We start from the raw sequence: 23,791 nt of genomic DNA, 5'->3' as shown, positions 1-23,791 counted from the left end.
CCTCAACGTCCAACGCCTAGCGACCCCAACATCTCCCGCGCGTTGGCTCGGACGGCGTCGGTTACGTGGTCGCCCGCGAGCATTCGGGCTATCTCCTCGACCCGCTCGTGCTCCTCGAGGAGGCGAACGCTCGTCACCACGCGGCCGCTCGATTCGTCTTTTTCGATCCGGAAATGGTGATCGGCGCGACCGGCGATCTGGGGAAGGTGGGTGATGACGAGCACCTGATAATGCTCTGCCAATTCGCCAAGTTTCCGGGCGACGGTGACGGCGGCGCGTCCGCCGAGGCCGGCATCGACCTCGTCGAAAATGAGAGTCGGCACTCCGGCCCGGCCCGCCATGGCGGTTTTGATCGCCAGCATCACCCGGCTGATTTCTCCCCCGCTTGCGATTTTCCCAAGCGGGCGGGGCGGCTCGCCCAGATTGGCCGAAAAAAAGAACTCGACCTGGTCCGCGCCCGTAGCGTCTGCGGGCTTGGGGCGGATGTCGACGCTGAATACCGCTCTATCCATCGCCAGGTCACGCAGTTGGTGCTGCGTTCGCTCAGCAAACTCCACCGCCCGCTCTTTTCGCAGTGACGTTAACTCGGACGCAACTTCATTGAGCGCGGCCCCGGCTCGGCTCGCGGCTTCCACCAGTTCCTCTTCGCTCGCCTCACCATCTTCTAAGAGGGCGAGTTGCTCTCGGGCGTCGTGCAGAAATTCGAGCACTTCGTTTTCGTCGGCGCCGTATTTGCGGCGAAGCCGCTTTAGGGAGTCGATTCGGCCGGCAACCTCGTCGAGCCGTGCGGGGTCGGCTTCCAGATTCTCCGAATACCCCCGCAGCGTGTGAGCAGCTTCCTCCACTTCGATCAGGGCTTCCCGCATAGGCGCAACCACCGACTCCAGCGATGCGTCGTATCGGATCGCGGACTCCAGAAGCTTGACCGCTTCTCCGAGTTGGTCGATGGCACAGTTTTCCTGGTCCGCCACTGTGGCGAGAGCGCCAAAAGAGGCGGTCGCCAGCTTCTCGGCGTACTTCAGCCGGGAAAGCTGCGCGTCGAGTTCCTCCAGCTCCCCTGGCTGGGGGTTTACAGCTTCGATTTCATTGACTTGGAAGCGCAAGAGGTCGAGCCGATGCTCGCGGTCCCGTAATCCCTGGCGAAAGGAGGTCAATCGCCGATTTGCTTCGAGCGCGCGCTCGTGGGCGGCTTCGATTCTCTGAAGGAGCTCCACGACCGGGCCGCCGATCCACTCGTCGAGAAATCCGATGTGACGCTCCGCGTCCAGCAAGCTTTGGTGGTCGTGTTGCCCATGGAGATCGACGAGGAAACTTCCGAGCTGCCGCAATGTGGACACCGGAGTCAGCTTTCCCCCGATCCGGCATTGCGACCCCCCCTTTGCGGCGACCTCGCGCTGGATGTAGAGGGTCGTTCCCTCAAGCCCCACGCCTAGCTCCTGGCAACGAGCGAGCGCGGCCGGCTCGTTCGAAAGGTCCAGTACTACGCTTACCGAGGCCCGGCTCGCTCCAGTGCGAACGAGCTCCGTGTCGGCCCGCTCGCCAAGGGCCAGCTCGATCGCGTCGATCAACAGCGACTTTCCGGCGCCGGTTTCACCGGTGAGAACCGTGAAGCCTGGTTTCAGCACGAGCTGCGAGCGCTCGATAATGGCCAGGTTTTCAACGGTGAGCTCGACGATCATAGGGCGCTTATATTCTGACGCCGATGGAAGTGCGCCGCAGCGAAAATTAACTCCGCGCGGGAGACGGAAAGAACCCGTGTGGTGGGGCGAACGTCCTACAATCACGCGCCTCGGCAAGAGGCGGAGCCGTCGATAGCCAGTCAGTGTCAGAAAAAATTCTTCGATATACATCATTAATTGCGATCCAGACCGCAATTAATGATGTATAGTGATCTCAGTGACGGCCAACCGGGAGAGCGGCCGAAACGCACAAAGGGAGAATTTCAATGGCTAGCGCGCACACCGACTCATTTTTAATCGAGAGATATCTGAATGGCGACAAGCACGCAATGGACGAGCTGGTGCAGAGGCATCAGGCCCGAGCTTATCAGTACGCTTTCCGATTAACCAGGGACCGGGACACTGCCGCGGATCTGGTGGCGGACGCGTTCCTTCGGGTCTTCCGATCCGTGGAAGGATTTAAAGGTCAGAGCGCTTTCACCACCTGGCTCTATCGGATCATCACCAATTGCTTCCTAGACGCCCGGAAGAAGGCGGCGAGCCGCCCCACGAGCAGCCTCGATGACGCGATGGATACCCCCGAGGGAGAGCTCCAGCGTCAGTTCGAGAGCGACGATGAGAGCCCGTTCGATCTGCTCGACCGCCGAATGAGAGCCCAAGCCTTAGCCGACGCGATTGAAGCGTTGCCGGACGTCCACCGCTCGATCGTCCAGATGTACCACGGCGAGATGCTCAGCTACGAGGAGATCGCGGAGGTCCTTCGGGTGCCGATCGGCACGGTCAAGAGCCGCCTCAACCGAGCTCGCCTCGCCCTTGCCCAGCAGCTTGCCGGCAGGCGCGAAGATCTGATCGCCGCGTAGCGACAAAAATGAAAAAGCCCCCGGGTCGTTTCGACCCGGGGGCTTTTTTGTGTGTTCTTCGTTACTTGGCCTTGAAGCCAGGGAGCAGGCGGCCCTTGTAGTAGCCGTCGGGCGTCGCCACGAAGCGAAGGTTGTACGGCTCGCCGCCGACCTGCTTGTTCACCTGGATCTCAGGCATGATGGCAACGTAATTGGTGCGGCGCAAGGCGGTCCGCTGGTGACTATGGCGTCGCTTAGGATTGGGCATGGTTCTTCTTATTCCCTAGGGGTTACTTCTTCTCGCGGTGCAGGGTGTGCTTCCGGAGGTTCGGGTTGTACTTCATCAGTTCAAGGCGGTCGGTGGTGTTCCGCTTATTCTTGGTGGTGGTGTAGTAACTCTTCCCATCCTCGGTGCAGACGATTCTAATAATTTCTCGGGCTTCGGCCTTCTTTGCCATGGCGGTTTCCTTTTGAGTTTTACTCGGGTAGCTGCCGAAGCCGCGTACAGTCGCGGGACAGCCTTTCGATTATGACCACTCGGAGGTCCAGTTTTCAACTGCCTGCGGCGTAGAGGTCCTGCAGCAGTAACATTTGGCCCCCGTGATAGCTCTCGTGCTCGATCACATGAGAGAGGACCCAGCGGGGCGTCACGGTGTGCTCCAGCCACGGGATCTCGGCGTCTGGAGCGGGAAAATCGCGGACGGCGGCCAGCGTTCTGGCTCTAACCTCATCCAGACGCTCCAAGTACCAGCTTAGAGGGCGCCGGGGAGGGGAGGGCCATTGTCCTTTGTATTGCTCGATTTCGCGTGACATGAACAACTGGAGGTCGGCTTCGCTCATCTCCCGCCCCAGCACGACCTCCTCAATCCAATAGAGCTCGACCTCGCCGATGTGCAGCAACACGGCTCCGATGCTGTGCCCTCCCGATCGCGCCTGCCAGACGATGGCGTCTTCATCGACGTCGCCCAGCTCGTCTCGCCAATCCCAGGTACAGCTTTGTAGAGTAGCCAGAAGGAGGCCCAATTCCGTCGGGTAGCCGTCGAGGGGGCAGGCGTCGAAGGAAGGCATTACGCGATTCTATCGCTTTCGGCAAGCAGCCTCGACGAGGCGATTGGCCGCGGTGTGGCCCCGGCGGGCTTTAGGACAGAACTGTTTCCCCTTCGCCTCGTTGTAAGAAATGAAAAAGTGCTCGATCTCGTCAAGGAGAGGGCCACTCAAGTCTCCGAGGTCCTTGATCGTCTCGTGGACACGGCTATTCGCCGCGACGGCGATGAGGCGGTCGTTGCGTTCCGTCTTCCCGCCCCGCTCAGTCTGTTCGGCCTCGATCACCCCGATAAGGCGGCTGGGAACGAGGCAGCCTGGATACACCGCCGCGTCCATCAGGACCAGGACATCGAGCGGATCGCCGTCTTCGCCCGCCGTCGATGGGATGAAACCGAAGTCGAACGGAAAGCTGTGCCCGGCGGGCAAAACCCCTTTCAATCTGAAGAGCCCGAGCTTCTCATCGAACGCGAGCTTATTGCGACTACCTTGCGGCGTCTCGATGACAACGTTCAGCGTTCCGTCGTCGTCATAGGGCGAAAGCTCGGAAATCGACGTCATGGGAAGTGCGACGGGGTGCGGCCCCACCCAGGTTCCGGCGTATAATCGCCCCACCCGCCCGGGTGGTGGAACGGTAGACACAGGGGACTTAAAATCCTCTGCCGATGAGGCGTGCGGGTTCGAATCCCGCCCCGGGCACTCGTCGCGCTAACAGAACGTACGATAGCCGTACAGGAGAATCCGCAATGGACACCGCCGTCACTTCCTCCCCCATCGTCGAGCAAGCCAAGCAGTACACCGTCATCTGCAAAGATCGCTTGCTCAAGACTTTGAGTTTCATTCCGGACGATAAGCTCGACTGGGCTCCGGCTCCCACGTGCAAGAGTGCCCTTCGCATTGCCGCGCACTGCGGCGTTTCCAATGGCAACTTCCTCGCGATCATCGCCGGGGCAAAATTCCCCGAGATTTCGCGCGAAGAAATGATCGCCATGGCGATGGAAGCTGAAAAAGCGGTGACGACCCGCGAACAGGCGATCGCACTAATCGAGCAGTCGTCCCAAGCCGTCCTCGACGCCTTGGATAGCCTTACACCTGAGCAGATTGAAATGGTGATCGAAACTCCATTTATTACTGCGCCGATGCCGTTCTGGATGAACCTACCGGGACGCCATATGGACAACCATGCTTCGCAAATCGACTACCTGCAAACCTGCTGGGGCGATATGGTCTGGCATCTATAGCGGGTTGGCGCCGTAAGCCGCTTCGCCCGATCACCCTGTTTTGTGCGCCAAACGGCGCGAATAGCGACCAGCGATCTATTGACGGCGGGTGATTCCTCCTACGATTTCAGGAGGAGCGGCTTAACGGGTTTCCAGGCGCCGCCCCGCTTGACGATAGATGACACGGCGACCACGCGACGAGGAACAGTCGGTTGTGAAGCGAGCGACGCTTGACGCCTCGAACGCAAGCGAATTGACCTCCGAGCTGCTCCGCCGGAACGAGCAATTGGCAACGCTGCATCAGATTGGCGTAGCCCTGGGCCGGCTGTCGACTCCCGACGAGATTCCCCAAATCGTCCATCGGGCGATGTCTGGCCGAATTCTCGACAACCACAACATTTTTATCGCCCTGTACGACGAGACGAGCCGACGAATCGATTTTTCCGTCTACTCGATCGAAGGTAAGCCGCACAGCGAGCCTTCCCGCACCTTTGGAGACCATGGAATCGGAATCACCGAGTTCGTGCTCACCCACCAGACACCTCTCCTCATCAGGTCCGATCTGCAGAGGGAGCTCACCAGGCGCGGCATCGCCCAGCTTGGCCGCCAAGCCAAATGCTTACTCACGGTGCCGATCCTCGCCGGGAAGAAAGCGTTAGGGGTGATCTCCGTTCAGAACTACCACGCGGAGGGGCTGTACGATGAGACGCACCTCGAGCTGCTTTCGACGATCGCCTCCCAAACCGCGGTTGCGCTGGAAAACAGCCGCTTGCTGGCCGAGCGAGAGTTAGCCGTGGCGCGGCAACGCCGGTTGATGGAGCTTTCGGCGGCCATCAACGCAAACCAGGACTTGGACGTTGTCCTGCGGGTGGTTCGCGACGCGATCTGCGAATCGATCGCCGACCGGGTGGGTGTTTGGATCGTTCAAGACGGTGAGATGCGCGGTTCTTGGGGAACCGATATCGATGGAACCGTCATCGACGAACGGGGCCGGCGCACGACGTTCAAGTCGTGGGGGAACGCCGTCCAGGAGCTCGTAGCGAAAGGGCTGCCGTTTGCCATCCGGGATTTTCAGCGAAAGATGCCGGACGGAACCATCCGCCAGCACATTCCTTGGGCCGCGCTAGCGATGCAGGCGGGTGGCGAGCTCGTCGGCATCGTCAGCATGGACACGCTCCATTCCCTGCGCCCGATAAATCCAGCCGATCTCGAGCCCCTGCTTCCCTTCTGCGAACAAGCTGCGGTCGCCATTCAAAGGGCGCGGATCCTCGACGAAACCCGGAGGTTGGTCAAGCGGCAAGCCCGCCTTATGGAGCTGTCGGCTGCGATCAGCGCGAACAAGCGGCTCGACGAGATCCTTCGTATGGTTCGCGACGCGCTCGCCGACGCGGGAGTCGCCGATCGAGTCGGCGTCTGGACTCTGAAGAACAACCGCCTCTATGGCGCTTGGGGCACCGACGCCGAAGGAAAGGTTCTCGACGAACGGGACTTGGACTTCGCGCTCGATGAATGGGACACGAAGATCCAGGATCTGATAATCCAAGAGCTCCCTTACATTCTCACCAAATTTGACCAAGACGATAAAAAGGATGTGACGCAAGGGGTGATCGCCATGCGCGCCGGCGGCGAGGTGGTCGGAATTATCAGTCTCGACACCTTCCTTTGCGGCCGGGAGCTAAAACCTTCCGATCTCGAGCCGCTCCTCGCCTTTGCGGAACAAGCGGCGGTCGCGATTCAGAACGCTTCCCTAACCGAGCAGAGCGATAAGATCATCCGGCGGCAACGGCGGCTGATGGAGCTCTCGGCGGCGGTAAGCGCGAATAGGAAGCTGGAAGAGGTGCTCCGCCTCGTTCGCGATGCCGTGGCCGAATCCGGCGTGGGAGACCGGGTGGGGGTCTGGACCCTAAAGGGGGACTATCTACACGGATCTTGGGGGACTGACGAGTATGGCGAGGTGACCGACGAGCGAGGCCTCACTTATCACGTCACCGATTGGGAAATCGATGTTCGCATGCTCGGCCACAGAGAGGCTCCCTACGTCCTTGCAGAGCTGACGCACGTCATGGAGACCGGCGAGCAACGAGAGAGGGTTCCCCAGAGCATCTTGCCGATGCGGGTCGGGGGCGAGCTCGTCGGCATTATCAGCATCGATGCTTTGATCAGTGGAAAGCCGATCACCGCCGCGGATGTCGAACACCTACTGCCCTTCGCCGAGCAGGCGGCGGTAGCGATTCAAAACCTTAGGCTCTTGGACTCCGCCAACCGAGAACTGGCCGAACGGCAGCGGGTGGAATCGGTCCTTCGAGCAAAAGCGACGGAGCTTCTGCAGGCGCGCGACGAAGCATTGGAGGCGACGCGAGCAAAAGGGCAATTCCTGGCCAACATGAGCCACGAGATCCGAACCCCGATGAACGGAATCATCGGAATGGCCTCGCTCCTGCTCTCCACACAGCTCGATCCGGAACAGCGGGACTATACGTTGACGCTCCGGAATTCGGCCGATTCACTCTTGCTCCTGTTAAACGACGTCCTCGACTACTCCAAGATCGAAGCCGGAAAAATCGAAATCGAATCGGTTCCGCTGGACCTTCGCGAGCTGATCGAGGATGTTTCCGAATTGTTGGCGCCGAGGGCTCATGCCAAGGGATTGGAATTCGTTTGTGCAATCCAGCCCGATTTCCCCAGCAGCCTTATCGGCGATCCGGGACGGCTCCGCCAGGTGCTGGTAAACCTCATCGGAAACGCGATCAAGTTCACGGATATCGGCCTCATTTTAGTTCGTGCCGGAGCTGTCCAGGCGGATGGTGACACTTTTCAAGTGCGGCTGGAGGTCTGCGATACCGGGGTCGGAATCCCCGAATTCCGGTGGGAGACGATCTTCCAAAGCTTCACCCAGGCGGACGGCAGCACCACTCGGCGATTCGGCGGTACCGGTCTGGGCCTTACGATTAGTCGGCAACTGGTTGAGCTCATGGGTGGGCGGATCGGCCTGTCTAGCCGCGAATCGGAGGGGAGCCGGTTTTGGGTCGAACTTCCATTGGCCAAGTCCGCGATTCCGCAAACCGCGGTCGAAAAAATCGTTCCCTGCCATGTCATCGTCGCCTCTTCCAACCAAGCTACTCGCGAGGTCCTCGCAGAGCATCTGCGTTACTGGAACTGCGTTGTTGAGGAGGCAACCTCGATCAACGATCTTGTAGCTCTGGTGAGACATCGTCCCGATCTACTCCTGATCGATGCCGACCTGGAGGGCGGAACGTGGAAGAGTGCGATCAGCGCCCTACGGCTTGCGGGACTTGAGACCCCAACGACGTACCTCCTGACTCCACTGGGTACCCGAGTTGAAGTCGAGGTAGAGTCCAGCGGTTTCGTAGCCGGCGCCCTCTCCAAACCCGTACGGCAATGGCAGATCCTTGAGACTCTGCAAAAGCTTGGAGGAGGCCAGCCGACGTCAACGAAACGGCTTGCTACCGCCCCGGAGGAAGGTGTTCAGGTCCCGTTAGGACTCAACGTCTTGGTTGCGGAGGATAACCCCGTCAACCGGAAAATCGTCGAGAAATTCCTGCAGCGATGGCAATGCCGGGTCCAATCGGTAGAAACCGGACGTCAGGCATTAGAGTTGGTTCAGAAAACCCCGTTCGACGTCGTTCTGATGGACGTTCAGATGCCCGAGATGGATGGATTCGAGGCGACGGCTGCGATCCGTGAATGGGAAGTCGCCACGGGTCGCCATGTCCCGATCGTGGCCACAACCGCCTACGCGATGGAAGGGGACCAGGAGAAGTGCTTCGACGCGGGGATGGACGCTTACGTGTCGAAACCGATCAACCCACAAGAGTTGTATGCCGTCCTCGCGAGCCTCGCCAAGCTCTACCCACCTACATAAACAGGTTGTTCAGCAGCTCCGACAGGGTCGGATGGGCGAGTATCCCGTTTCTTAGATCGGTGGCGGTAAGTCCGCCCAGCATCGCCAGCTCGATCATCGACATCACCTCGCCCCCCTCTACGCCAAGCACTGCTGCGCCGAGGATCTTGTCCGTGCCGGGATCGACCAATGCCTTGATGAATCCGCGCGATTCGTTCATTTCGAGAGCGCGGGCGACGTTAGCCATCGGCATCTTGCAAACCTTGCAATCGATCCCATTTTTCTTCGCCTCCTCCTCGCTCAAGCCCACCCGTCCGAGTTGGGGGTCGGTGAACATGCAATATGGGATCGGTCGCCCGGTGATCTTTCGGTCGCCGCCGTCGATCAGGTTTTCCTTCAGGAGCCGGAAATCGTCGTAGCTAATGTGGGTGAAGGCGGGGCCGCCCTTTACGTCGCCAAGGGCGAAAATGCCGGGAGCAGTCGTTTTGAGTTTGGGATCGGTTTTGATGTAACCGTGCTCGTCGACTTCGATGCCGGCCAGCTCGATCCCCAAATCGTCGGTGTTCGGCCGGCGTCCAACGGCGACCAATAGGTCCGTACCCTCAAAACGCTCCTTCCCATTGGCGGTTTCGGCTCCCAAATGAAGCCGAGCGCCGTCGTGGCTCACCCGCTTAACGTTGTAGCCGAGACGAATGTCGATTCCGTCCTCCCGCAGAATCTTGAGGACTTCGTCGGCCACGTCCCGATCCTCACGCGGGAGAAAACGTGTTCCGTGTTCGAAGATAGTGACCCTGCTTCCGAATCGGGCGTACATCTGACCAAACTCGAGCCCGATATAGCCGCCCCCCATGATAAGGAGCGAATCGGGAACGCGGTCTAATTCCATGATCGAGGCGTTGTCGAGATACGGAACTTTGTCCAGGCCTTCCACTGGAGGGATCAGTGGCCTCGTGCCGGTGTTGACGCAGATCGTTTCCGCTTGGAGGGTGCGGGGGCCGACCGTCACGGTTTTGGGACTGGTGAAACGGGCGTGGCCGTAAATGAGCTCCAGATTCGCGACCTTCTTGATCTTCGCTTCCGTGCCGTCGCGAAAGTCTGCGACGATGGCTCGCTTGAGCTCTCGGACTTTGAGCATGTCCATTTCCGGAGCCGAGGAGTGAACCCCGTATTCTTCCGACCGCCGGACGGTGTTCGCCACCTTGGCGATGTGCACGAGAGTCTTGGTTGGCGTGCAGCCATAGTTGACACACGTCCCGCCGACCGCGGCTCGCTCGATCAGCGCGGTGCGTTTCCCCGACTGGGCGAACGCCCTCGCCAGGGGATCCCCTCCTTGGCCAGCCCCGATCACGATGGCGTCAAAAGCTTCTTTGCGCATATCTCTTGATCATAAGACGTTGGGCGCAATCCGGTTCCACCATTCGCCGGACTCATGGTCATTGACAACCTTGTGTTGGCTTGCCCCGTAGCCTTTCGCTGCGGTTCAAGGTTTCTCCGGGGATAAATCCCTGTCCTTGCCCACATCTTGGGGGCCGAGTGGCTTCCTATCCCCGGGTCTGCGACCCGCGGCTAATTTCTGAAGACCCCTGCCGGGGTCGGGAGAATAGACCGGCAACTGGCGAACGTACGTTCGCGGCATCGGCGAGGGCGTCGACGCTACGGGGGTTATCGGAATTTGCTCAGGTCGAACGTTGCCGGCTTCATGGTGTAGACCATCAGGGATCGGAGTTTTGCTACACCGCCCGTGGCAGAGATGGCAAGTCCTTGTGCAGAAGGGATGATCGCGCATTGAGTGACGGCGCCATCGGCGGAGTAGAGGTCGAGAGCGCCGTGGTCGAGAAAGAGGTGCAGCTTGAGCTTTTCCAACCGGACAGGAGTTCGACCCGGGGTTAGCAGCTCTTGCTGCTGGCATCGGTAAACGATGTCCGCGCCGCCGAGGTGAATGGAGATCGTTTCTGCGGTACCGGGTTCGATGTCAAGCAAAACTTCTAGCTGGGTCCCCTCGATCTTCATCGGAAGCTCAAGGTTCCCTTCCAGCTTGTGGTTCAACGAGATCAGCCTGCGGACCCTCTGCTTGGCGAGGGCGTCAATCGGCTTGCGGAGTAACACGCCGTCGGGCGAAACGGTGAGGACGCTTGGCAATGCCAGGTAACCGTTCCAACCTTTGTGGTTTGAGGTTGGAATCCACGCAAGGTGGACGCACCGGCCGCGCTTATCGGTGACCAACTGGCTGGCGTACGAGCCCTCCGCCAGCACTCCGGTGCGCTCGGATTCGAACCGCATGGAATGGGTATCGAGCTTGCCCACGAACGACTCGACCTTGCCGCCGACGGAGACGAGTAGAACCCACCGATCACCGATCTTGGCAAAGTTCGGACACTCCAGGTTGCCCGCCGTCGGGTGTTGAAAGAGGACCCCGACATATTCCCACTTCATCAGGTCGCCGCTCGTGGCCCGATAAAGCGCCACCACCCCATGCCCTTTGATCGCTCCGCCGGTAACAAGGTAGGTGTGGCCCGATTCTTTGAAGAGGAACGGGTCTCGCCACTCGTCGACCGACGTGGGAGCGCTCGTCTGCAAAGTTAGGATTGGGTCGGTGGCCGGCTTGCCCCAGGTGAGTAGATCTCGGTCGAGCGGGGTCGCCGCCCACTGTTCGGGCGGGCGCTTGTCGCCGATGCTGGTGTAGACGATCACTGGCTTGCCGGTATCGTCGAGGAACGTAGATCCGGAAAAGACGTGATCTTCCCCTTTCGACTTCGAAGGCCAAATGGCGACCGGAAGATGCTCCCAGTTCACCAGATCCCGGCTGCGGGCGTGACCCCAGTGCATGTTCCCCCACTGGTCGCCGTACGGATTGAATTGGTAGAAGAGGTGATGCCAGCCCCGGTAGTAGATCGGTCCATTTGGATCGTTCATCCAGAGGGCCGGCGAGCGGAAGTGAAACGACGGCCGGGACGGATCGGCCTCGGCGGCAGGAATTGCCGCTTGGGTCGCCGCCATCGCTCGGGTAAGAAGCTCCTCGCGTTCGCCTTGGTTTTGCATTGTCGGAGTCGTGAAGCAAGAGACGGCGAGCAAGCAGCCGAGGGTCAATCCCATTTGACGAGGTTACTTCTTGGGAAGGGCAATTGCCTTGACCGCCTGCCAAACCTCGGGCAAACGCCAAACCTTGGCCGGGAGTTGAGCGTCCCAGATGCCGATGCCCATCGTGGCGTCATTCCCGATCCATTGGAGTTGCTCGAGAGCGGTGTTCCCCTTCCACGTCTCTTTGTCTGAGGGGATCCCGATCTGAAGCTTCGCCGCGTTTGTACCGGCGGCGGTCTTTTGGGCAGCGTACGATCGCCACTCCTCAGCGCCTAGCCCGGTCTCCTCGTATCCCATCGTGACGATCGAGTCGACGAGCGGGAAGATATCCGGCCACCAGGTTTGGTTGGGAGCGTTCCACTTGTAGCAGAACGAGTCCACGGTGAGGTGCTTCTTACGCTGCCGCAACGCCTTCGACAGATCCGACATGAAGGAGATGAACGCGTCTTTATCCGCGTCGAAAGAGCCCGGACCTTCCAGGTCGATGTCGATCCCATCGAGTTTCCGCCGCTCCATCTCCGCGACGAGGTTCTTCACGAGGTCGGACCGGTGGTCGGCGAAGGCGGCTTTGGCGAGCGGCCAGTCCCAGTCCTTTTCGGCGTTGAAGACGCAGAGCATCACCCTTATTCCATGCGCGTGCCCCCAGTCCCGAAGCTCGGCAATCACCTTGTCGGTCACTTCGTCGAATCCAACTTTGGCCACTCCGCCGGTCTTCGTCGGGACCCAAAACTGGAGATCAAGGTGGGTGATCGCGTCTTGAACCGCCGGAAGCTGCGCCTTCGACTTGTCGATGGCATAGGGAGGAACCCACAGGGTGACCGGCCGTCGATAGGGGCGGAACGACGGAGTCGGCCCGACCACGATAATTACGGATAGGAGCGATCGGAGAATTAGGTGGGAGAGCATTTCGGACCTTGTCGGCGATTGGGTTTTACCCTTCCGAAAGGACCGCTGGTCTCCAGCCCGGCTCTTCCGGACTCCCTCGCCCCCAACCCCCTCTCCCTCGTCGGGCACATGCATCCCGAGGAGGGAGAGGGGGCTTGCGGAGATTGGTTTTGCGGGAATGGGCTAAAGTCGGGACGCGATGAAGCCGCTTTCTATCCAGCTCTACACTTGCCGCAATGTCATTGCCGACCGCGGCCTTCCTGCGGTTCTCAAGGAAATCTCCGACATCGGGTACCGAGGCGTCGAAGGGGGAGCAGGCAATGGGCTTTCGGAGGCTGAGTTTCGGTCGATCGTCGAAGATCTTGGAATGGTCGTTTCTTCCACCTGGGGAGATGTCGGCACCGTAGAAGGAGCGGAGAAGCTCGTGGAGTCTTGCCACGCCCTTGGCACTACTTATGCGGCCGGTGGGTTCTGGGTCGAAGCGTTCGAAACACGCGAGAGCATCGAGAAGACGGCGGTAACGCTCAATGAGACGCTGCCAATCCTCTCAAATGCGGGGATTACCTTTGGCTTGCACAACCACTGGATGGAGTTCGAGTGCCGAGACGGCGTGCTGGTGATGGACCACTTGGTGCGGCTCGTGCCAAATCTAAAGCTGGAGCTCGATATCTATTGGTCGTCGAACTTCATGGCCAACAAACCGGAGGAGATGGTCGCCCGCTACGCAGATCGGGTCGCTTTGATGCACGTGAAAGACGGACCGCAAATTAAGGGCGAGCCGATGACGGCAGTGGGGCACGGCACCGTCGATGTTCGTGCTTGCATCGAGGCGGCAAACCCGGCGTGGCTCGTTGTGGAACTCGACGAGTACGACGGCGACATGATGGACGCGGTCCGCGACAGCCACGCTTACTTGACGGGGAACGGATTGGCGGCCGGCAAGTAGCGTCGGCGCCCCGCCGACGATCCTTCTGTCTTAACGCGAAGCGTTGTAGCCGCAGGTTGGCTCGTACCTGCGCGACAGCCCACCACCGATCCGCATACAAGGTCAACACACGAAACACCCTCGCGCAGGTACGAGCCAACCTGCGGCTACACGACCGGCGACGCTGCCTAAGGCTGGATGGCGGAGCGGCGGCCGGCTAAGAGGGCGAGTGACGCAAAGGTAGAGTCGACTCCGGCAGGGCGGTAGGTAGGAGTCGCCTTGATGCCGGCGATGAAGGAGTAGAGGCAGGCGGCTGCGACGAAGGAGCCGGACGGGAGGGCGTGGTTGCCATCGGGATTCCAAAGCGGCGCGTTCGGCGCTTTTTGGTGCACCCAATTCCAGGCGTAGCAGACGGGCACGATCTCCGCGCCGGAGGCTTTGGCGATGCCTCGGTAGACATTCATCGTGTACTCCGTTTCGTCGACCCCTCGTCTTGGCCACTCGACATAGAGCAGAACCCGCGCTCGGTGCGCAAGGGCATCTTTCGCCATCGCGATACCTCGGGTCTGAGCGTAGTTCCGGGTCAGGGATGAGCTCACCATGGCGCTCTGGAGAACCACGATGTCGTACCGGCCGCTGCCGACCTCTCTGGCAATCTCCGAACCCGGGGGCACGTCTTCGAGGTGGCCGACGAAGTAATTCTTGTACGCCACGCGGGTGCCGTTTCCGTCGCTTTGAAGCATATTCGCGACGGTCGCAGGAACCTCGTTCACGTGCAGAAGGCTGTTGCCGACGAACAGGATCCGGAGCGTATGAGGAGCCGCGAGCAGGAGCGCGAGGAGCATATATTCCTTGATGCTTCGCGGCTGGCGAGCGTCACCGGGAGCTCAGAATCGAGCACGCAATATCAGTTGTGAGATTCGAATAGCGCGTTCAGCTCGGCGAAGGTGGATGCCTGTTCCAGGCCAGCGAAGCTTCCCTCTTCAGCAATCGACTTCGCCGCGCGGATGAAGCCGTACCATGCGGTTCGGGCTAGGGCGGAGCCAACGCTGATGCGGCGAACTCCCATTTCCTCCATGTCGGCAACGGAAAAGCCGTAGTCGGCAGTTACGATGGCGTTCACCGGCTTCGGTCCGGCCACATCCACGATCGCACGAATCTGGTCCCGCTGCCGCGGTCCCGACGCGAAGAGGACGTCCGCTCCGGCATCCGAGTAGGCGCGAAGCCGTTTGATCGACTCATTTAGCGGATCGGGATGGCCGACGAGGAAACACTCGGCGCGGGCCGTCAACAAGACGTCGGCGCCCGAGGCATCGATGGCGGCTCGGGCGGCGGCGAGGCGATCGACCGCCTCCGAAATGTCATAGAGCGGACGGCTCGATTCGCCTGTCGCATCCTCGATCGAAAGACCGGCGACACCAGTCTCGACGCAGAGGCGGACGCTCTCCGCCACCCCTTCCGGAGTGGCCGCATAGCCGGCTTGAAAGTCGGCGTTAACGGGAAGCTCCGTGGCCCGAACGATCTCGGCGACGTGGGCGAGCACCATTTCCCGAGTGAGCGCCTTGACCGAGTCCGGAAGGCCACGGGAGAAGCCAAACCCGGCGCTGGTCGTGGCGAGACCCTTGAATCCCAGCGTCTCCAGGTACCGGGCGGAACCGATGTCCCAGGGGTTTGGAACGACGAAGCATCCGCTCTCGTGTAGTTTGCGAAACGCGGCTCGCCGCGCGGTGTAATCCGCCATGAGCCCATTATTCCCTCCGGACCTCGGAGGTCGCGCCGTACAGTTAGCTTGGTTTTGTCGCGATCAGCACTTCGCCGTCTTGCGCTTCTTACCGACCGTCCCTCGCGCCACGACCTCCGCGATGCTGTCGGGCGCAAACGGCACTCGGCAGGCGGTGGCCCCCATCATCACGGAGACCTCTCCGATTTCCCGGGCGCACTCCAGGGCCAGCTCGGTGAGTGGCTTTACATTGGCTCCGCACGCGATGACAAAACCGTTCATCGAGTATCGAACCCGGTTGGGCCGCTCATGGATGGTGTCCTTCACCCGGTTAAGCAGCCCTTTGTATTCTGGGATGTCGAGCTCGGAATCAGGCTTGATCTGAGTAAGGCAGCTCAGCGTGCGCCAACCCGCGCAGGCAATGGTTTCCACCGGCGAGTCGATCCACTGTAACGCCATTTCGCGGCCGTACCTTCCTTCGGAAGTGACCCATGGCACGGTGCTCTCCGAGTGCAAGGACCAGTTGGCCCCCTCGACCCACGTCTGCAGATCATCGCGAGTCATCTTCATGTCGTCGACGATGAGCCCGGCAAGGTACATCGCATCGGAAATTCCGGTTGCGTACAGCTCCAACGCCAACTCGTAGTTTGGCTTCAGCCGTTTTTCGATCGGCTTCATGTCGCCGATCTTGACGCCGAAAAACGGTTCCCGAGCTCCATGATTGACGAGCACTTTCTTGACCGAAGGGCTGCCAAGCGCCCGCAACTCCTCCACGATCGCTGCGACGGATTCCATACGTGCCGATAAGGCTATCCGGTCTGCGGTTGCGAGTCAATATCGGGTTGGGGAGAGCTCCGGAAATGGAGCGCCGGCTTCAGCCGGCTGGTGTCGCCGAGCTTTAGCCCGCGACCGATGGGGTCGACTGAAGTCGACCCCGCAAGCGAACTGAAGTTCGCGCTCCAGCGTGCCGGGTGGATCGAAGCTGGCCGGCTAACTCCTTGGTTCGTCGTAAACCCCGATTTCGGAGATGTGGGGGATTGGGTCCGTGAATTCGATGTGTAAGCGCAGACGGTCGGCCTTAGTTCTCGGAATTTCGTGCATCTGAACCCGTTGCGGCGAGTTCCCAACGACCAGGTCGTGCCAAGAGCCGCCACTCCAAGCTTGGAAGCGATAAGACTTGATCCGGGACTCCTGGTAATCCTTCCATTTGCCGACCGGCTCCACGAGCACCAAGGTGTTGAACGAACGATTCGCGCCGAGGTCGACCTCGAGCCATGCCTCGGTGCGGCCCGAATCCGGATACCAGGAAGAGTTGAAGTTTCCGTCGTTCGCCAAATCGGGTCCGACCGTGTCGGGTGAGGAGCTCGCTTTGATCGGCCGGCCGGTGGCGAGATTCGAAGTCGTAATGACGGTGGTCGGGCGGATCTTGGCGGTCGGACCGCCGTGCTTCCAAGCCTGACCGATTTCCTTAAGCCGCTCTACGACGTTTGGCGCGAAGCGTCCTTCGCGAGTCGGAGGTGCGTTGAGAATGAGGCTGCAGTGCCGCGCGTTCTGCGGGACCAACCACTCTTCCACGACCTGTTTGGTGGTTTTGAGCGGACCATCGACGTCCGACTGCCTCCAGAACCAGCCGTCGGTAATCGTCACGCAGGAAAACGCGGGGACGCTGCTTTCCTCCGGCAAGTGCTGACCCGCATTCTGCTCGAATGCCTTGAGGTCGGTGTAGTAGAGGCCGGACGGAGGGTATTGGCTTGCGTTCAGGTCGGAGATGAGACAGTTCGGCTGAAGCTTTTTCAGCATCCCGTAGATCTCATGGAACGGAACCTCCTCGTAAGTGATCCGGCTCCAAGGGGCGTCCCACCCGTCGATGATAAGAGCATCGATCTCGCCGTAGTGCGTGAATAGCTCGGTGAGTTGATCCTTGATGAGCTGGATCTTGTCGGGCGTTACATCGAAGTGGCGGATGTCTTCTCGCAAGTCGAGGATCGAAAAATAGAGCGCGACCTTTAGCCCGTGCTTACGGAAGGAGTCGACGTAGGCTCGGACGACGTCCGTTTTGTGCGCCGTGTGCCGTACGCTGGCGCTTCGGGTAGCCGTAGGCCAGATGCAGAAGCCATCGTGGTGCTTGGTGGTAAGGCACCCCCACGTCATTCCTGCCGACTTCGCAGCTTCCGCCCATTGGTCGGTGTCGAGGTGGGTCGGATTGAAGAGATCGGGCGGGGAGGTTGGGTCGCCCCACTCTCGATCTTGGAACGTTGCCATGTTGAAATGGATGAACATTCCGAAACGAAGGTCGAGAAAGGCTTGCTGCAACTCGTGAAGCGGGCGGTCTTTGGCGTAAGGCTCCATTTTCCTGGACTGAGCGGGGAGGTCGAACGAGGGGACGAGGGCGGCAGCAGCGGCGCCAAGGGTGGTTTGGCAGAACTCTCTTCGTGTGGGCATTTGCTACCCCGTATTCTGACGGGTCCGCGGGGATGCCTACCCGATAAACCGAACGCGCCCCAAGGCTGAGTCCGGAGACCTCCTAGGGGCACGTAAGATTGGGTTCGGTCATCGGCTAGGAGCCGATGCTACGTCTGGAACTAGACCTCTTCTTCGATTGGCTCTTCGTAGGTCGATTCTACGGGGAGCTCGCGGAGGTCGGCGTTTTGGAACGACTTCACCGACTTATCGATGTGCGAGGCGGGGGTCAGAGCCTTACCTTTCTGCACGCCTTGAAGCTGCATTTTGCGAGCCGTCGGCATGACGTTCCGGTCGATCCAGCTAAGCGCCTTGTTGTAGCTGTCCACCGACTGCCGCAGGTTCTGGCCGACGTTGGAGAAGTGCTCGCCGAACATTCGGAGCCGCTCATACAACTCGGAGCCGAGATCTTTGATCTCCTGGGCGTTTTGCCGCACCCGCTCGTCCGCGAGGACATAAGCGGCGATGTGGGCCATGTTGAGGACGGTCATCGGGTTGGCAAGGTAAACGCCCGCTTCCTTGGCCTCCTGCATCAGCGTCGGCTCGGCTTCGAGAGCGGCGAAGAACGCGCCCTCTGTCGGCAGGAACATGATCACGCAGTCGGGAAGCGAATCGTAGCCGGCCCAATAGTGCGCCTGGCCGAGCTCGCGTACATGATCGCGAACGAGGCGCGCATGCGCCTTCATGCGGATGGCGCGGGTCTCTTCGTTCGGAGCGTTCATCCCATCCCAGAACGCTTCAAGCGGCGCCTTGCTGTCGATGACCAGCATGCGGTCTTGCGGCAGCTTGATCACCACGTCCGTACGCTTCTTGGTGTCCTCACCCGAATCCTTCAGGATGAAGTTCTCACCGGCAATGAGACCGGCATTCTCCAGAATGGTCTGGATCGTCATGTCGCCCCAAGCGCCTTGGGCGGCCGGCTTTCGGAGCGCGTTGGCAAGCTGGCTTGCCTCAGACGTAAGCTGCTGGACTCCCCGCTCGATCGCCTCGAACGCGCTCTCCCGGCGGCGGTCCATCTGCTGGTTCTGCCGCTCCAGTCGATCGAGCGCTTCGCGAACCGGCTTCATAAGGTCGTCGATCGTCTCTTGCTTAAGGGCGACTTCGCTTCCCTGCTCGGAGGCTCGGTTGAAGGTCTCGTTGGCGGCTTGCACGAGCTGCTCGGTGGCTGTCCTTAGGGACTGGTCGGAAACGGTTTCCAGTTTGGCAAGCAACGCCCGCTCGGTTGCGGCGAAAGCCTTCTTTTGGTCCTCGAGCTGGTTCTGGACGTGATTCGTGAGGAGATCGCGCTCCCGTTGCAGCGAGGCCTCCTTTTCCTTCAGGAGCCGTTCGAATTCCGATTCCTTGGCGGCCAGGATCGCGTCGTGGGTTCGATTTGCGCTCGCAAGGTCGACTTTAAGCTCGGCTAGCTCCAGGGCGAGTCGATTGATCTCGTCCGGGTTTCCCTTGCTCATAGCGGCGGCTTTAGCCTCGACGAGCTCTTGGCCGAGACGGTCGATCTCGGCGTCTCGCTGGCTGAGGTGGGCTTCCAACTCGGCGAGGCGTTCGTTTTCCTCGGGCCCTCGCGAGCGTTGCTCGATCGCGCCAAGGAGGTCGTCGTTCAGTGCCGAAACCCGTGAATCCGCCTCTTGGCGGACAGCGACGAGCTCGTTTGCGAGCTGATTGGCCTCCGCCTTGGCGTGCGCGATCACCTCGTCCTTGTCGCGAAGCTGCTGTGCGTAGCGGTCTTCGAGGGCACGCCGCTCGTTCTCGAGGGCGTCCGTATCGTCGGTGCCACGGTTCTTGAGCATCGGAACGAGGATTGCGCAAGCGCCGAGTACACCAAACAAGAAGCCGCCAATGATGAATAGGTAGGGATTCAAACTGAAATACCTCTTTTGAACGCACTTGCTCCGCTACCGGGCTACCCTCACGCTCGCCTCTCACTGTGACACGTGGACACAGGTTGAGGCTAGGGAGGAAACGTGTAAGCGCAATCTTTCTCGGTCAGAGTGTAAAGCGTAGGGGGCGTCAAGCGCAACTGCGAACTTGGCGAATGCCCGTAAAACCACTGACAAGTTTTATTGCGCCCCCGAGCGCATTAAGCGCTATACTGCATAGGGTTATGGTTAGCCAAGGCCAACTCGTTTTTACCTTGCTAGGGCTAGTCGTGGTTAGTCTCGGCGTGGTCGCGGTTTTGGCTTACCTGAGCGAACGAGCGAACCCGGACGACCGGCTCGACTACTCCCCGTCCGAGAAGGAGTGGGGATTTCTCCCCCTCTCCTCGATGCCGCTTGGGGAAGCCGACCGCTACGAGGAGGATCCCGAGGGGCCTTCCGGACTTACCGTCCGAGGCCTCTTAGATGCGGTCGGCCAGTACTCTGAACCGTAACTTCCTCTAATCTGCCGAGGCAAGGCAGCGGTGGCTCCGCGCAACCGCCTTTACACCTTCAGATCCTCTAAACCTCGACGATGATCGGCAGGACCAACGGGCGAAGGTTCGTGCGCTTTTGGACGAGTTTACGAACGGTGTCCGAGACATCATGCTTTACGCGGTTCGTATCCCGGAGCTCGTCCCGACTGAGCGAGGTCAGTCCATCGTAGACCACGTCGTAAGCGGCGTCTAAAATCCCCTCGGGTCCGTGAAATCCGCGCGCTTGGAAGGCCGGATCGGAAGCGAGAACCCCCTTCGTCATATCGATCGGCACCGTCACCACGACGATCCCGTCCTTGGCGATGTTGTTTCGGTCGCGCAAGACGTCGTCGGTCACCCCGGGGGTGCCGCTGCTGTCGACCAGTACCCGGCCGGCGGGGACCGCCTCCCCCTGGTGGGCGCTCGTGTCGTCCATCATGAGCGGGATGCCGTCCTTCATCGTGAACACCCGGTGGTCGGGGTAACCCATGTTCCGGGCGATTTCTTGGTAGAGGTGCTGATGGCGCGGCTCGCCGTGGACGGGAGCCAGGTAGTACGGTCGGGTCAGGTTGATCATCATCTTCAGCTCTTCCTGATAGGCGTGGCCGGAGACGTGGATCGGGGTCGGGCTTTCGTAAACGACGCGGCATCCCTGGTCGAATAGGCGGTTGATCGTTCGCCAAATCGCCGCTTCGTTGCCGGGAATCGGGCGGGCCGAATAGATCAGCGTGTCCCCGGCCTTGATCTGTAACCGACCGTACTCACCCTTCGACATTTGCACCAGTGCGCTCATCGGCTCGCCTTGGCTGCCGGTCGTGAGGATCGCGAGCTTGTTATCGGGATACTGCCGCGCCTCGTCCAAGCGAATACGAGTTCCCTTCGGAATCCGAACGTAGCCGAGCCGCTCGCAGGTATCGAGGTTCTGCTCCATTCGGCGGCCCACAACGGCAACCTTGCGGCCCATCTCCGCCGCGATCTCGTACACCTGTTGCATGCGGTGGATGTTGCTGGCGAAGGTCGTAAGTAAAACTCGTCCTTCGGCCTCGCCGAAGACTTTGCGAAGCCCCTCGGAAACGGCACGCTCGCTGGGTCCCCATCCTGGCCGCTCCACGTTCGTTGAGTCGCTCAGCAGGATCAGAACCCCTTCCCGGCCGAGCTCGCCAAAGCGGGTGATGTTGGCCAACTTTCCATCGACCGGCGTGAAGTCGAACTTGAAGTCGCCGGTGAAGAGCACGATGCCATGGGTCGTGCGGATCGCCATCGAGCAGTTCTCGGGGATCGAGTGGGTGACCCGGACCGGCTCAACCGAAAGCTTGCCGGCCTCGATAATGTCGCCGGGCTTGAAAATGCGGAAATCGAGCTGCTTATGCGGAAGCTTTTCCTCGAGTCGTTGGCGGATGAGAGCCTGGGTGAATTCGGTGCAGTAGATCGGAACGTCGATCTCGCGGAGCAGGTACGGAAGGCCGCCGACGTGGTCCTCGTGGGCGTGGGTAAGGAAAACCCCGCGGACCTTTTCTTTATTTTGGACTAGGTAGGTGAAGTCGGGAACGACGATATCGATTCCAAGCATCTCCTCGGTGGGAAAGCTGAGCCCGCAATCGATGACGACGATGTCGTCCCCTTCGCGCACCAGACTACAGTTCTTTCCAATTTCTCCCACGCCGCCGAGGGCAATGACTTGTACTTCACTCATGTGCCCTCAGGGTACCTGTTAGACCTGACAGCCCCTGCCTCGCCGGCCGTCCGACGCCCCTCCTTTCGTCGGCGTTTAGGCAATGCAAGGAGGGGTTTGTTCGGATGATCGGCGAGGCGCCGATCCTAACTTTCATCGGCGTTTAGGCGATGTAAGAGGGGTTTGTCTGGATCGGCGGCGAAGCGCCGACACCGCAGGCAGACGGCTTGGGAACCGGGGTGGGGCGCCGACGACGTATCGAGCACTATGTCGCCGTTGATTCCGCTGCCGACGGTGCTCCGTCAGCAGCCGCCGCCTCCGTTTGAGAGCTTCAAGTCCTCGTTCACACGCCACACGTGCCGTGACCGTTACGGACGAAGAATCACCTATTACGTCACGAGCGAAAAGGAGCGGCTACCGCTCGCGCTTTTGATAGGCGGATCGGGCGGCCAATCGATGTGGATCGTGCGCGACGGTAAGCTCTATGGCGGCTTGCAAAACCTGCTGAAGAACACGGCCGGCGGCCAGGTTCGAGTAATGGCGGTCGAGAAGCCTGGGGTGCCGTTCGCATTTCAACCGCCTCGTCCCGGTTCGGCCGAGGGGTGCCCCGAAGAATTCCTACGAGAGCACACCCTGGATCGGTGGGCGGAGGCGAACGGCGCGGCCCTGCGCGACGCATGGAAGCGGAAAGATGTCGATCGGGGCAGGACGCTGGTGATGGGCCACTCCGAGGGTGGAATCGTGGCGGCGCGAGTCGCCGCCGAAAACCCTCGCGTTACCCACCTTGGCTTACTGGCGAGCGGCGGTCCGAACCAACTGTACGACCTCTCCCAGCTCCTTGGGGGAGGCACCGCGGCGGTTTACGCCCAATGGAAGCAGATCTTGGGCGATCCGGTGAGCACCACGAAGTTTGCATGGGGACATCCGTTTCGACGCTGGTCGACCTTTCTCGCGAGCTCCACACTGGCCGAAACTCTTCGCAGCCGAACTTCCGTCTACCTCGCTCAGGGATTGGCCGACCGGAACGTCGTGCCATCCGGAGCGGACGTTCTGTACGCCGAACTAAGCGCCCGAAACCGGCAAGTCGTGTACGAGAGGATCGAAGGAGCCGACCACAGCTTTGGCCAGCCGAACGATGGCGGAAAAGCCGACGGATTCCGCTCGGTCTTTCAAAAACTGATCGGCTGGTTCCGGAGCTAGACTCGACCGATGGACATCGAGGCGCTTCATGAAGGGAATCGGGAGGCGTGGAACCGGACGGCCCGAGGAGGCTACGCGGGCGGGATCGAGGAGGATGTCGAGAGGCTCCGAGCCGGGGGCACCAATCTGATGGAGCCGGAGCTTAGAATCCTCCACGACCTTCGCGAGTGGTGCGATCGGGCGATCCACCTCCAATGCTCGCACGGATCGGACGCGCTTTCGCTTTGGAAGCTCGGGGCAAAAGAGGTGGTCGGGGTCGATATCAGCGAAGAGATGATCGCCGCTGCCCAGCGCAAGTCGGAGTTGCTCGGCGCGCCCGCGCGCTGGATTCGGTCCGACGTGTTGCAGACGCCGCACGAGTTGGACTGCACCGCGGATCTGGTTCATACCGGCCGAGGAGCCATTTGCTGGATGATGGACTTGGATGCCTGGTCCAACGTGGTTTTTCGCCTTCTCAAGCCAGGTGGCAAATTGCTTCTGTTCGAGGGCCATCCGCTCGACTTTGCCTGGGACACCGAGGCATCGACCCTCCGGCTTGCCGAGGGTACTTCGTATTTCGTACCCAGACCGGGGCCGGAGCGGGGGTTTCCTTACAATGCGGCGTTACGGGTCGAGCCGGATCGACCCGTCCAGTTAACCTCCCGCATTTGGACAATGGGCGAGATCGTCACGTCGGTCATCCGGGCCGGTCTTCGCATCGAATTGCTCGAGGAGTACCCGGAACCGTTCTGGAACCAGTTTCCAAATATTCCCGAAGCCGAGCTACGGCGAATGCCGCATACCTTTGCTTTGGTAGCGTTCCGGGACACTTAGTTTAGGCC

At 60.5% G+C, this 23,791-nt stretch carries 21 protein-coding genes and 1 tRNA gene; 8 read left to right on the top strand and 14 right to left on the bottom strand.

Annotation, left to right across the window (positions count from 1 at the left end; translation table 11 throughout):
• Nucleotides 1–2: 2 nt before the first annotated feature.
• Complete coding sequence (recN, locus tag OP10G_RS13615; protein ID WP_025225329.1) at nucleotides 3–1,679, bottom strand: DNA repair protein RecN; 1,677 nt, start codon at nucleotides 1,677–1,679, stop codon at nucleotides 3–5.
• A gap of 266 nt (nucleotides 1,680–1,945) precedes the next feature.
• Between recN and OP10G_RS13610 the strand changes: the two genes are divergently transcribed.
• Nucleotides 1,946–2,539 (top strand): sigma-70 family RNA polymerase sigma factor, encoded by a 594-nt coding sequence (locus OP10G_RS13610; protein ID WP_025225330.1) that lies wholly within the window; start codon nucleotides 1,946–1,948, stop codon nucleotides 2,537–2,539.
• A 61-nt stretch (nucleotides 2,540–2,600) separates the two neighbouring features.
• Here the strand turns inward: OP10G_RS13610 and rpmF are convergent, their stop codons facing one another.
• The 4 genes from rpmF to OP10G_RS13595 form a co-directional block, all read right to left on the bottom strand.
• Nucleotides 2,601–2,786, bottom strand: a complete 186-nt coding sequence (gene rpmF / locus OP10G_RS25850) for a 50S ribosomal protein L32 (RefSeq protein WP_025225331.1) — start codon at nucleotides 2,784–2,786, stop codon at nucleotides 2,601–2,603.
• Nucleotides 2,787–2,808: 22 nt separating this feature from the next.
• Complete coding sequence (gene rpmG / locus OP10G_RS13605; RefSeq protein WP_025225332.1) at nucleotides 2,809–2,976, bottom strand: 50S ribosomal protein L33; 168 nt, start codon at nucleotides 2,974–2,976, stop codon at nucleotides 2,809–2,811.
• 94 nt (nucleotides 2,977–3,070) lie between these two features.
• Nucleotides 3,071–3,586, bottom strand: a complete 516-nt coding sequence (locus OP10G_RS13600; protein ID WP_025225333.1) for a DinB family protein — start codon at nucleotides 3,584–3,586, stop codon at nucleotides 3,071–3,073.
• Between the two features lie 9 nt (nucleotides 3,587–3,595).
• Nucleotides 3,596–4,120: an inorganic diphosphatase gene (locus OP10G_RS13595; protein WP_025225334.1), complete on the bottom strand. Its 525-nt coding sequence runs from the start codon at nucleotides 4,118–4,120 to the stop codon at nucleotides 3,596–3,598.
• Nucleotides 4,121–4,176: 56 nt separating this feature from the next.
• On the opposite strand from OP10G_RS13595, the gene OP10G_RS13590 reads away from it, so the two are divergent.
• The 3 genes from OP10G_RS13590 to OP10G_RS24680 all read left to right on the top strand — a co-directional run bounded on the left by OP10G_RS13590 (nucleotide 4,177) and on the right by OP10G_RS24680 (nucleotide 8,662).
• Nucleotides 4,177–4,258: transfer RNA gene (locus tag OP10G_RS13590), tRNA-Leu, on the top strand.
• A gap of 47 nt (nucleotides 4,259–4,305) precedes the next feature.
• The gene (locus OP10G_RS13585) at nucleotides 4,306–4,800 is read left to right on the top strand and encodes a DinB family protein (protein ID WP_025225335.1); all 495 of its coding nucleotides are present in this window, start codon (nucleotides 4,306–4,308) and stop codon (nucleotides 4,798–4,800) included.
• A gap of 157 nt (nucleotides 4,801–4,957) precedes the next feature.
• Nucleotides 4,958–8,662, top strand: coding sequence for a response regulator (locus OP10G_RS24680; RefSeq protein WP_084179254.1), 3,705 nt, complete (start codon nucleotides 4,958–4,960; stop codon nucleotides 8,660–8,662).
• Here the strand turns inward: OP10G_RS24680 and OP10G_RS13575 are convergent.
• The 3 genes from OP10G_RS13575 to OP10G_RS13565 form a co-directional block, all read right to left on the bottom strand.
• A complete protein-coding gene (locus tag OP10G_RS13575; RefSeq protein WP_038473104.1) occupies nucleotides 8,655–10,016 on the bottom strand; it encodes a mercuric reductase in 1,362 nt (453 codons plus the stop codon). The two genes, OP10G_RS24680 and OP10G_RS13575, sit on opposite strands and share 8 nt — an antisense overlap.
• Nucleotides 10,017–10,303: 287 nt before the next feature.
• Nucleotides 10,304–11,734 (bottom strand): glycoside hydrolase family 32 protein, encoded by a 1,431-nt coding sequence (locus OP10G_RS13570; RefSeq protein ID WP_025225337.1) that lies wholly within the window; start codon nucleotides 11,732–11,734, stop codon nucleotides 10,304–10,306.
• A gap of 9 nt (nucleotides 11,735–11,743) precedes the next feature.
• Nucleotides 11,744–12,625, bottom strand: a complete 882-nt coding sequence (locus OP10G_RS13565; protein ID WP_038473102.1) for a glycoside hydrolase family 18 protein — start codon at nucleotides 12,623–12,625, stop codon at nucleotides 11,744–11,746.
• A 178-nt stretch (nucleotides 12,626–12,803) separates the two neighbouring features.
• Here OP10G_RS13565 and OP10G_RS13560 point away from each other — a divergent pair, with 178 nt between their 5' ends.
• A complete protein-coding gene (locus OP10G_RS13560) occupies nucleotides 12,804–13,550 on the top strand; it encodes a sugar phosphate isomerase/epimerase family protein (protein ID WP_025225339.1) in 747 nt (248 codons plus the stop codon).
• 167 nt (nucleotides 13,551–13,717) lie between these two features.
• On the opposite strand, the gene OP10G_RS13555 is transcribed toward OP10G_RS13560, so the two are convergent.
• The 5 genes from OP10G_RS13555 to OP10G_RS13535 all read right to left on the bottom strand — a co-directional run bounded on the left by OP10G_RS13555 (nucleotide 13,718) and on the right by OP10G_RS13535 (nucleotide 19,496).
• Nucleotides 13,718–14,374 carry a hypothetical protein gene (locus OP10G_RS13555; RefSeq protein ID WP_025225340.1) on the bottom strand — a complete coding sequence of 219 codons (657 nt, stop codon included), beginning with the start codon at nucleotides 14,372–14,374 and terminating at the stop codon, nucleotides 13,718–13,720.
• Nucleotides 14,375–14,436: 62 nt separating this feature from the next.
• Nucleotides 14,437–15,270 carry an isocitrate lyase/PEP mutase family protein gene (locus tag OP10G_RS13550; RefSeq protein WP_025225341.1) on the bottom strand — a complete coding sequence of 278 codons (834 nt, stop codon included), beginning with the start codon at nucleotides 15,268–15,270 and terminating at the stop codon, nucleotides 14,437–14,439.
• Between the two features lie 63 nt (nucleotides 15,271–15,333).
• Entirely contained in the window at nucleotides 15,334–16,044 is a 711-nt protein-coding gene (locus tag OP10G_RS13545) for a DNA alkylation repair protein (protein ID WP_025225342.1), read from the bottom strand.
• 195 nt (nucleotides 16,045–16,239) lie between these two features.
• Nucleotides 16,240–17,691 carry an alpha-L-fucosidase gene (locus OP10G_RS13540; protein ID WP_038473099.1) on the bottom strand — a complete coding sequence of 484 codons (1,452 nt, stop codon included), beginning with the start codon at nucleotides 17,689–17,691 and terminating at the stop codon, nucleotides 16,240–16,242.
• Nucleotides 17,692–17,831: 140 nt separating this feature from the next.
• The gene (locus OP10G_RS13535; RefSeq protein WP_144241157.1) at nucleotides 17,832–19,496 is read right to left on the bottom strand and encodes a DNA recombination protein RmuC; all 1,665 of its coding nucleotides are present in this window, start codon (nucleotides 19,494–19,496) and stop codon (nucleotides 17,832–17,834) included.
• A 314-nt stretch (nucleotides 19,497–19,810) separates the two neighbouring features.
• Between OP10G_RS13535 and OP10G_RS13530 the strand changes: the two genes are divergently transcribed.
• Nucleotides 19,811–20,077, top strand: a complete 267-nt coding sequence (locus OP10G_RS13530) for a hypothetical protein (protein WP_025225345.1) — start codon at nucleotides 19,811–19,813, stop codon at nucleotides 20,075–20,077.
• Nucleotides 20,078–20,144: 67 nt separating this feature from the next.
• On the opposite strand, the gene OP10G_RS13525 is transcribed toward OP10G_RS13530, so the two are convergent.
• Nucleotides 20,145–21,791: a ribonuclease J gene (locus OP10G_RS13525; protein WP_025225346.1), complete on the bottom strand. Its 1,647-nt coding sequence runs from the start codon at nucleotides 21,789–21,791 to the stop codon at nucleotides 20,145–20,147.
• A 246-nt stretch (nucleotides 21,792–22,037) separates the two neighbouring features.
• Here OP10G_RS13525 and OP10G_RS13520 point away from each other — a divergent pair, with 246 nt between their 5' ends.
• Both OP10G_RS13520 and OP10G_RS13515 read left to right on the top strand, forming a co-directional pair.
• Nucleotides 22,038–22,970 carry an alpha/beta hydrolase family protein gene (locus OP10G_RS13520; RefSeq protein ID WP_025225347.1) on the top strand — a complete coding sequence of 311 codons (933 nt, stop codon included), beginning with the start codon at nucleotides 22,038–22,040 and terminating at the stop codon, nucleotides 22,968–22,970.
• A gap of 9 nt (nucleotides 22,971–22,979) precedes the next feature.
• Complete coding sequence (locus OP10G_RS13515) at nucleotides 22,980–23,783, top strand: class I SAM-dependent methyltransferase (RefSeq protein ID WP_025225348.1); 804 nt, start codon at nucleotides 22,980–22,982, stop codon at nucleotides 23,781–23,783.
• The last annotated feature ends 8 nt before the right edge of the window (nucleotides 23,784–23,791 follow it).

The sequence above is a fragment of the Fimbriimonas ginsengisoli Gsoil 348 genome (genome assembly GCF_000724625.1).
In the GTDB taxonomy this organism is placed as follows: Bacteria; Armatimonadota; Fimbriimonadia; order Fimbriimonadales; family Fimbriimonadaceae; genus Fimbriimonas; species Fimbriimonas ginsengisoli.
Note: the sequence above shows the minus strand (reverse complement) of the source record. Positions and strands in the feature narration are given on the sequence as shown.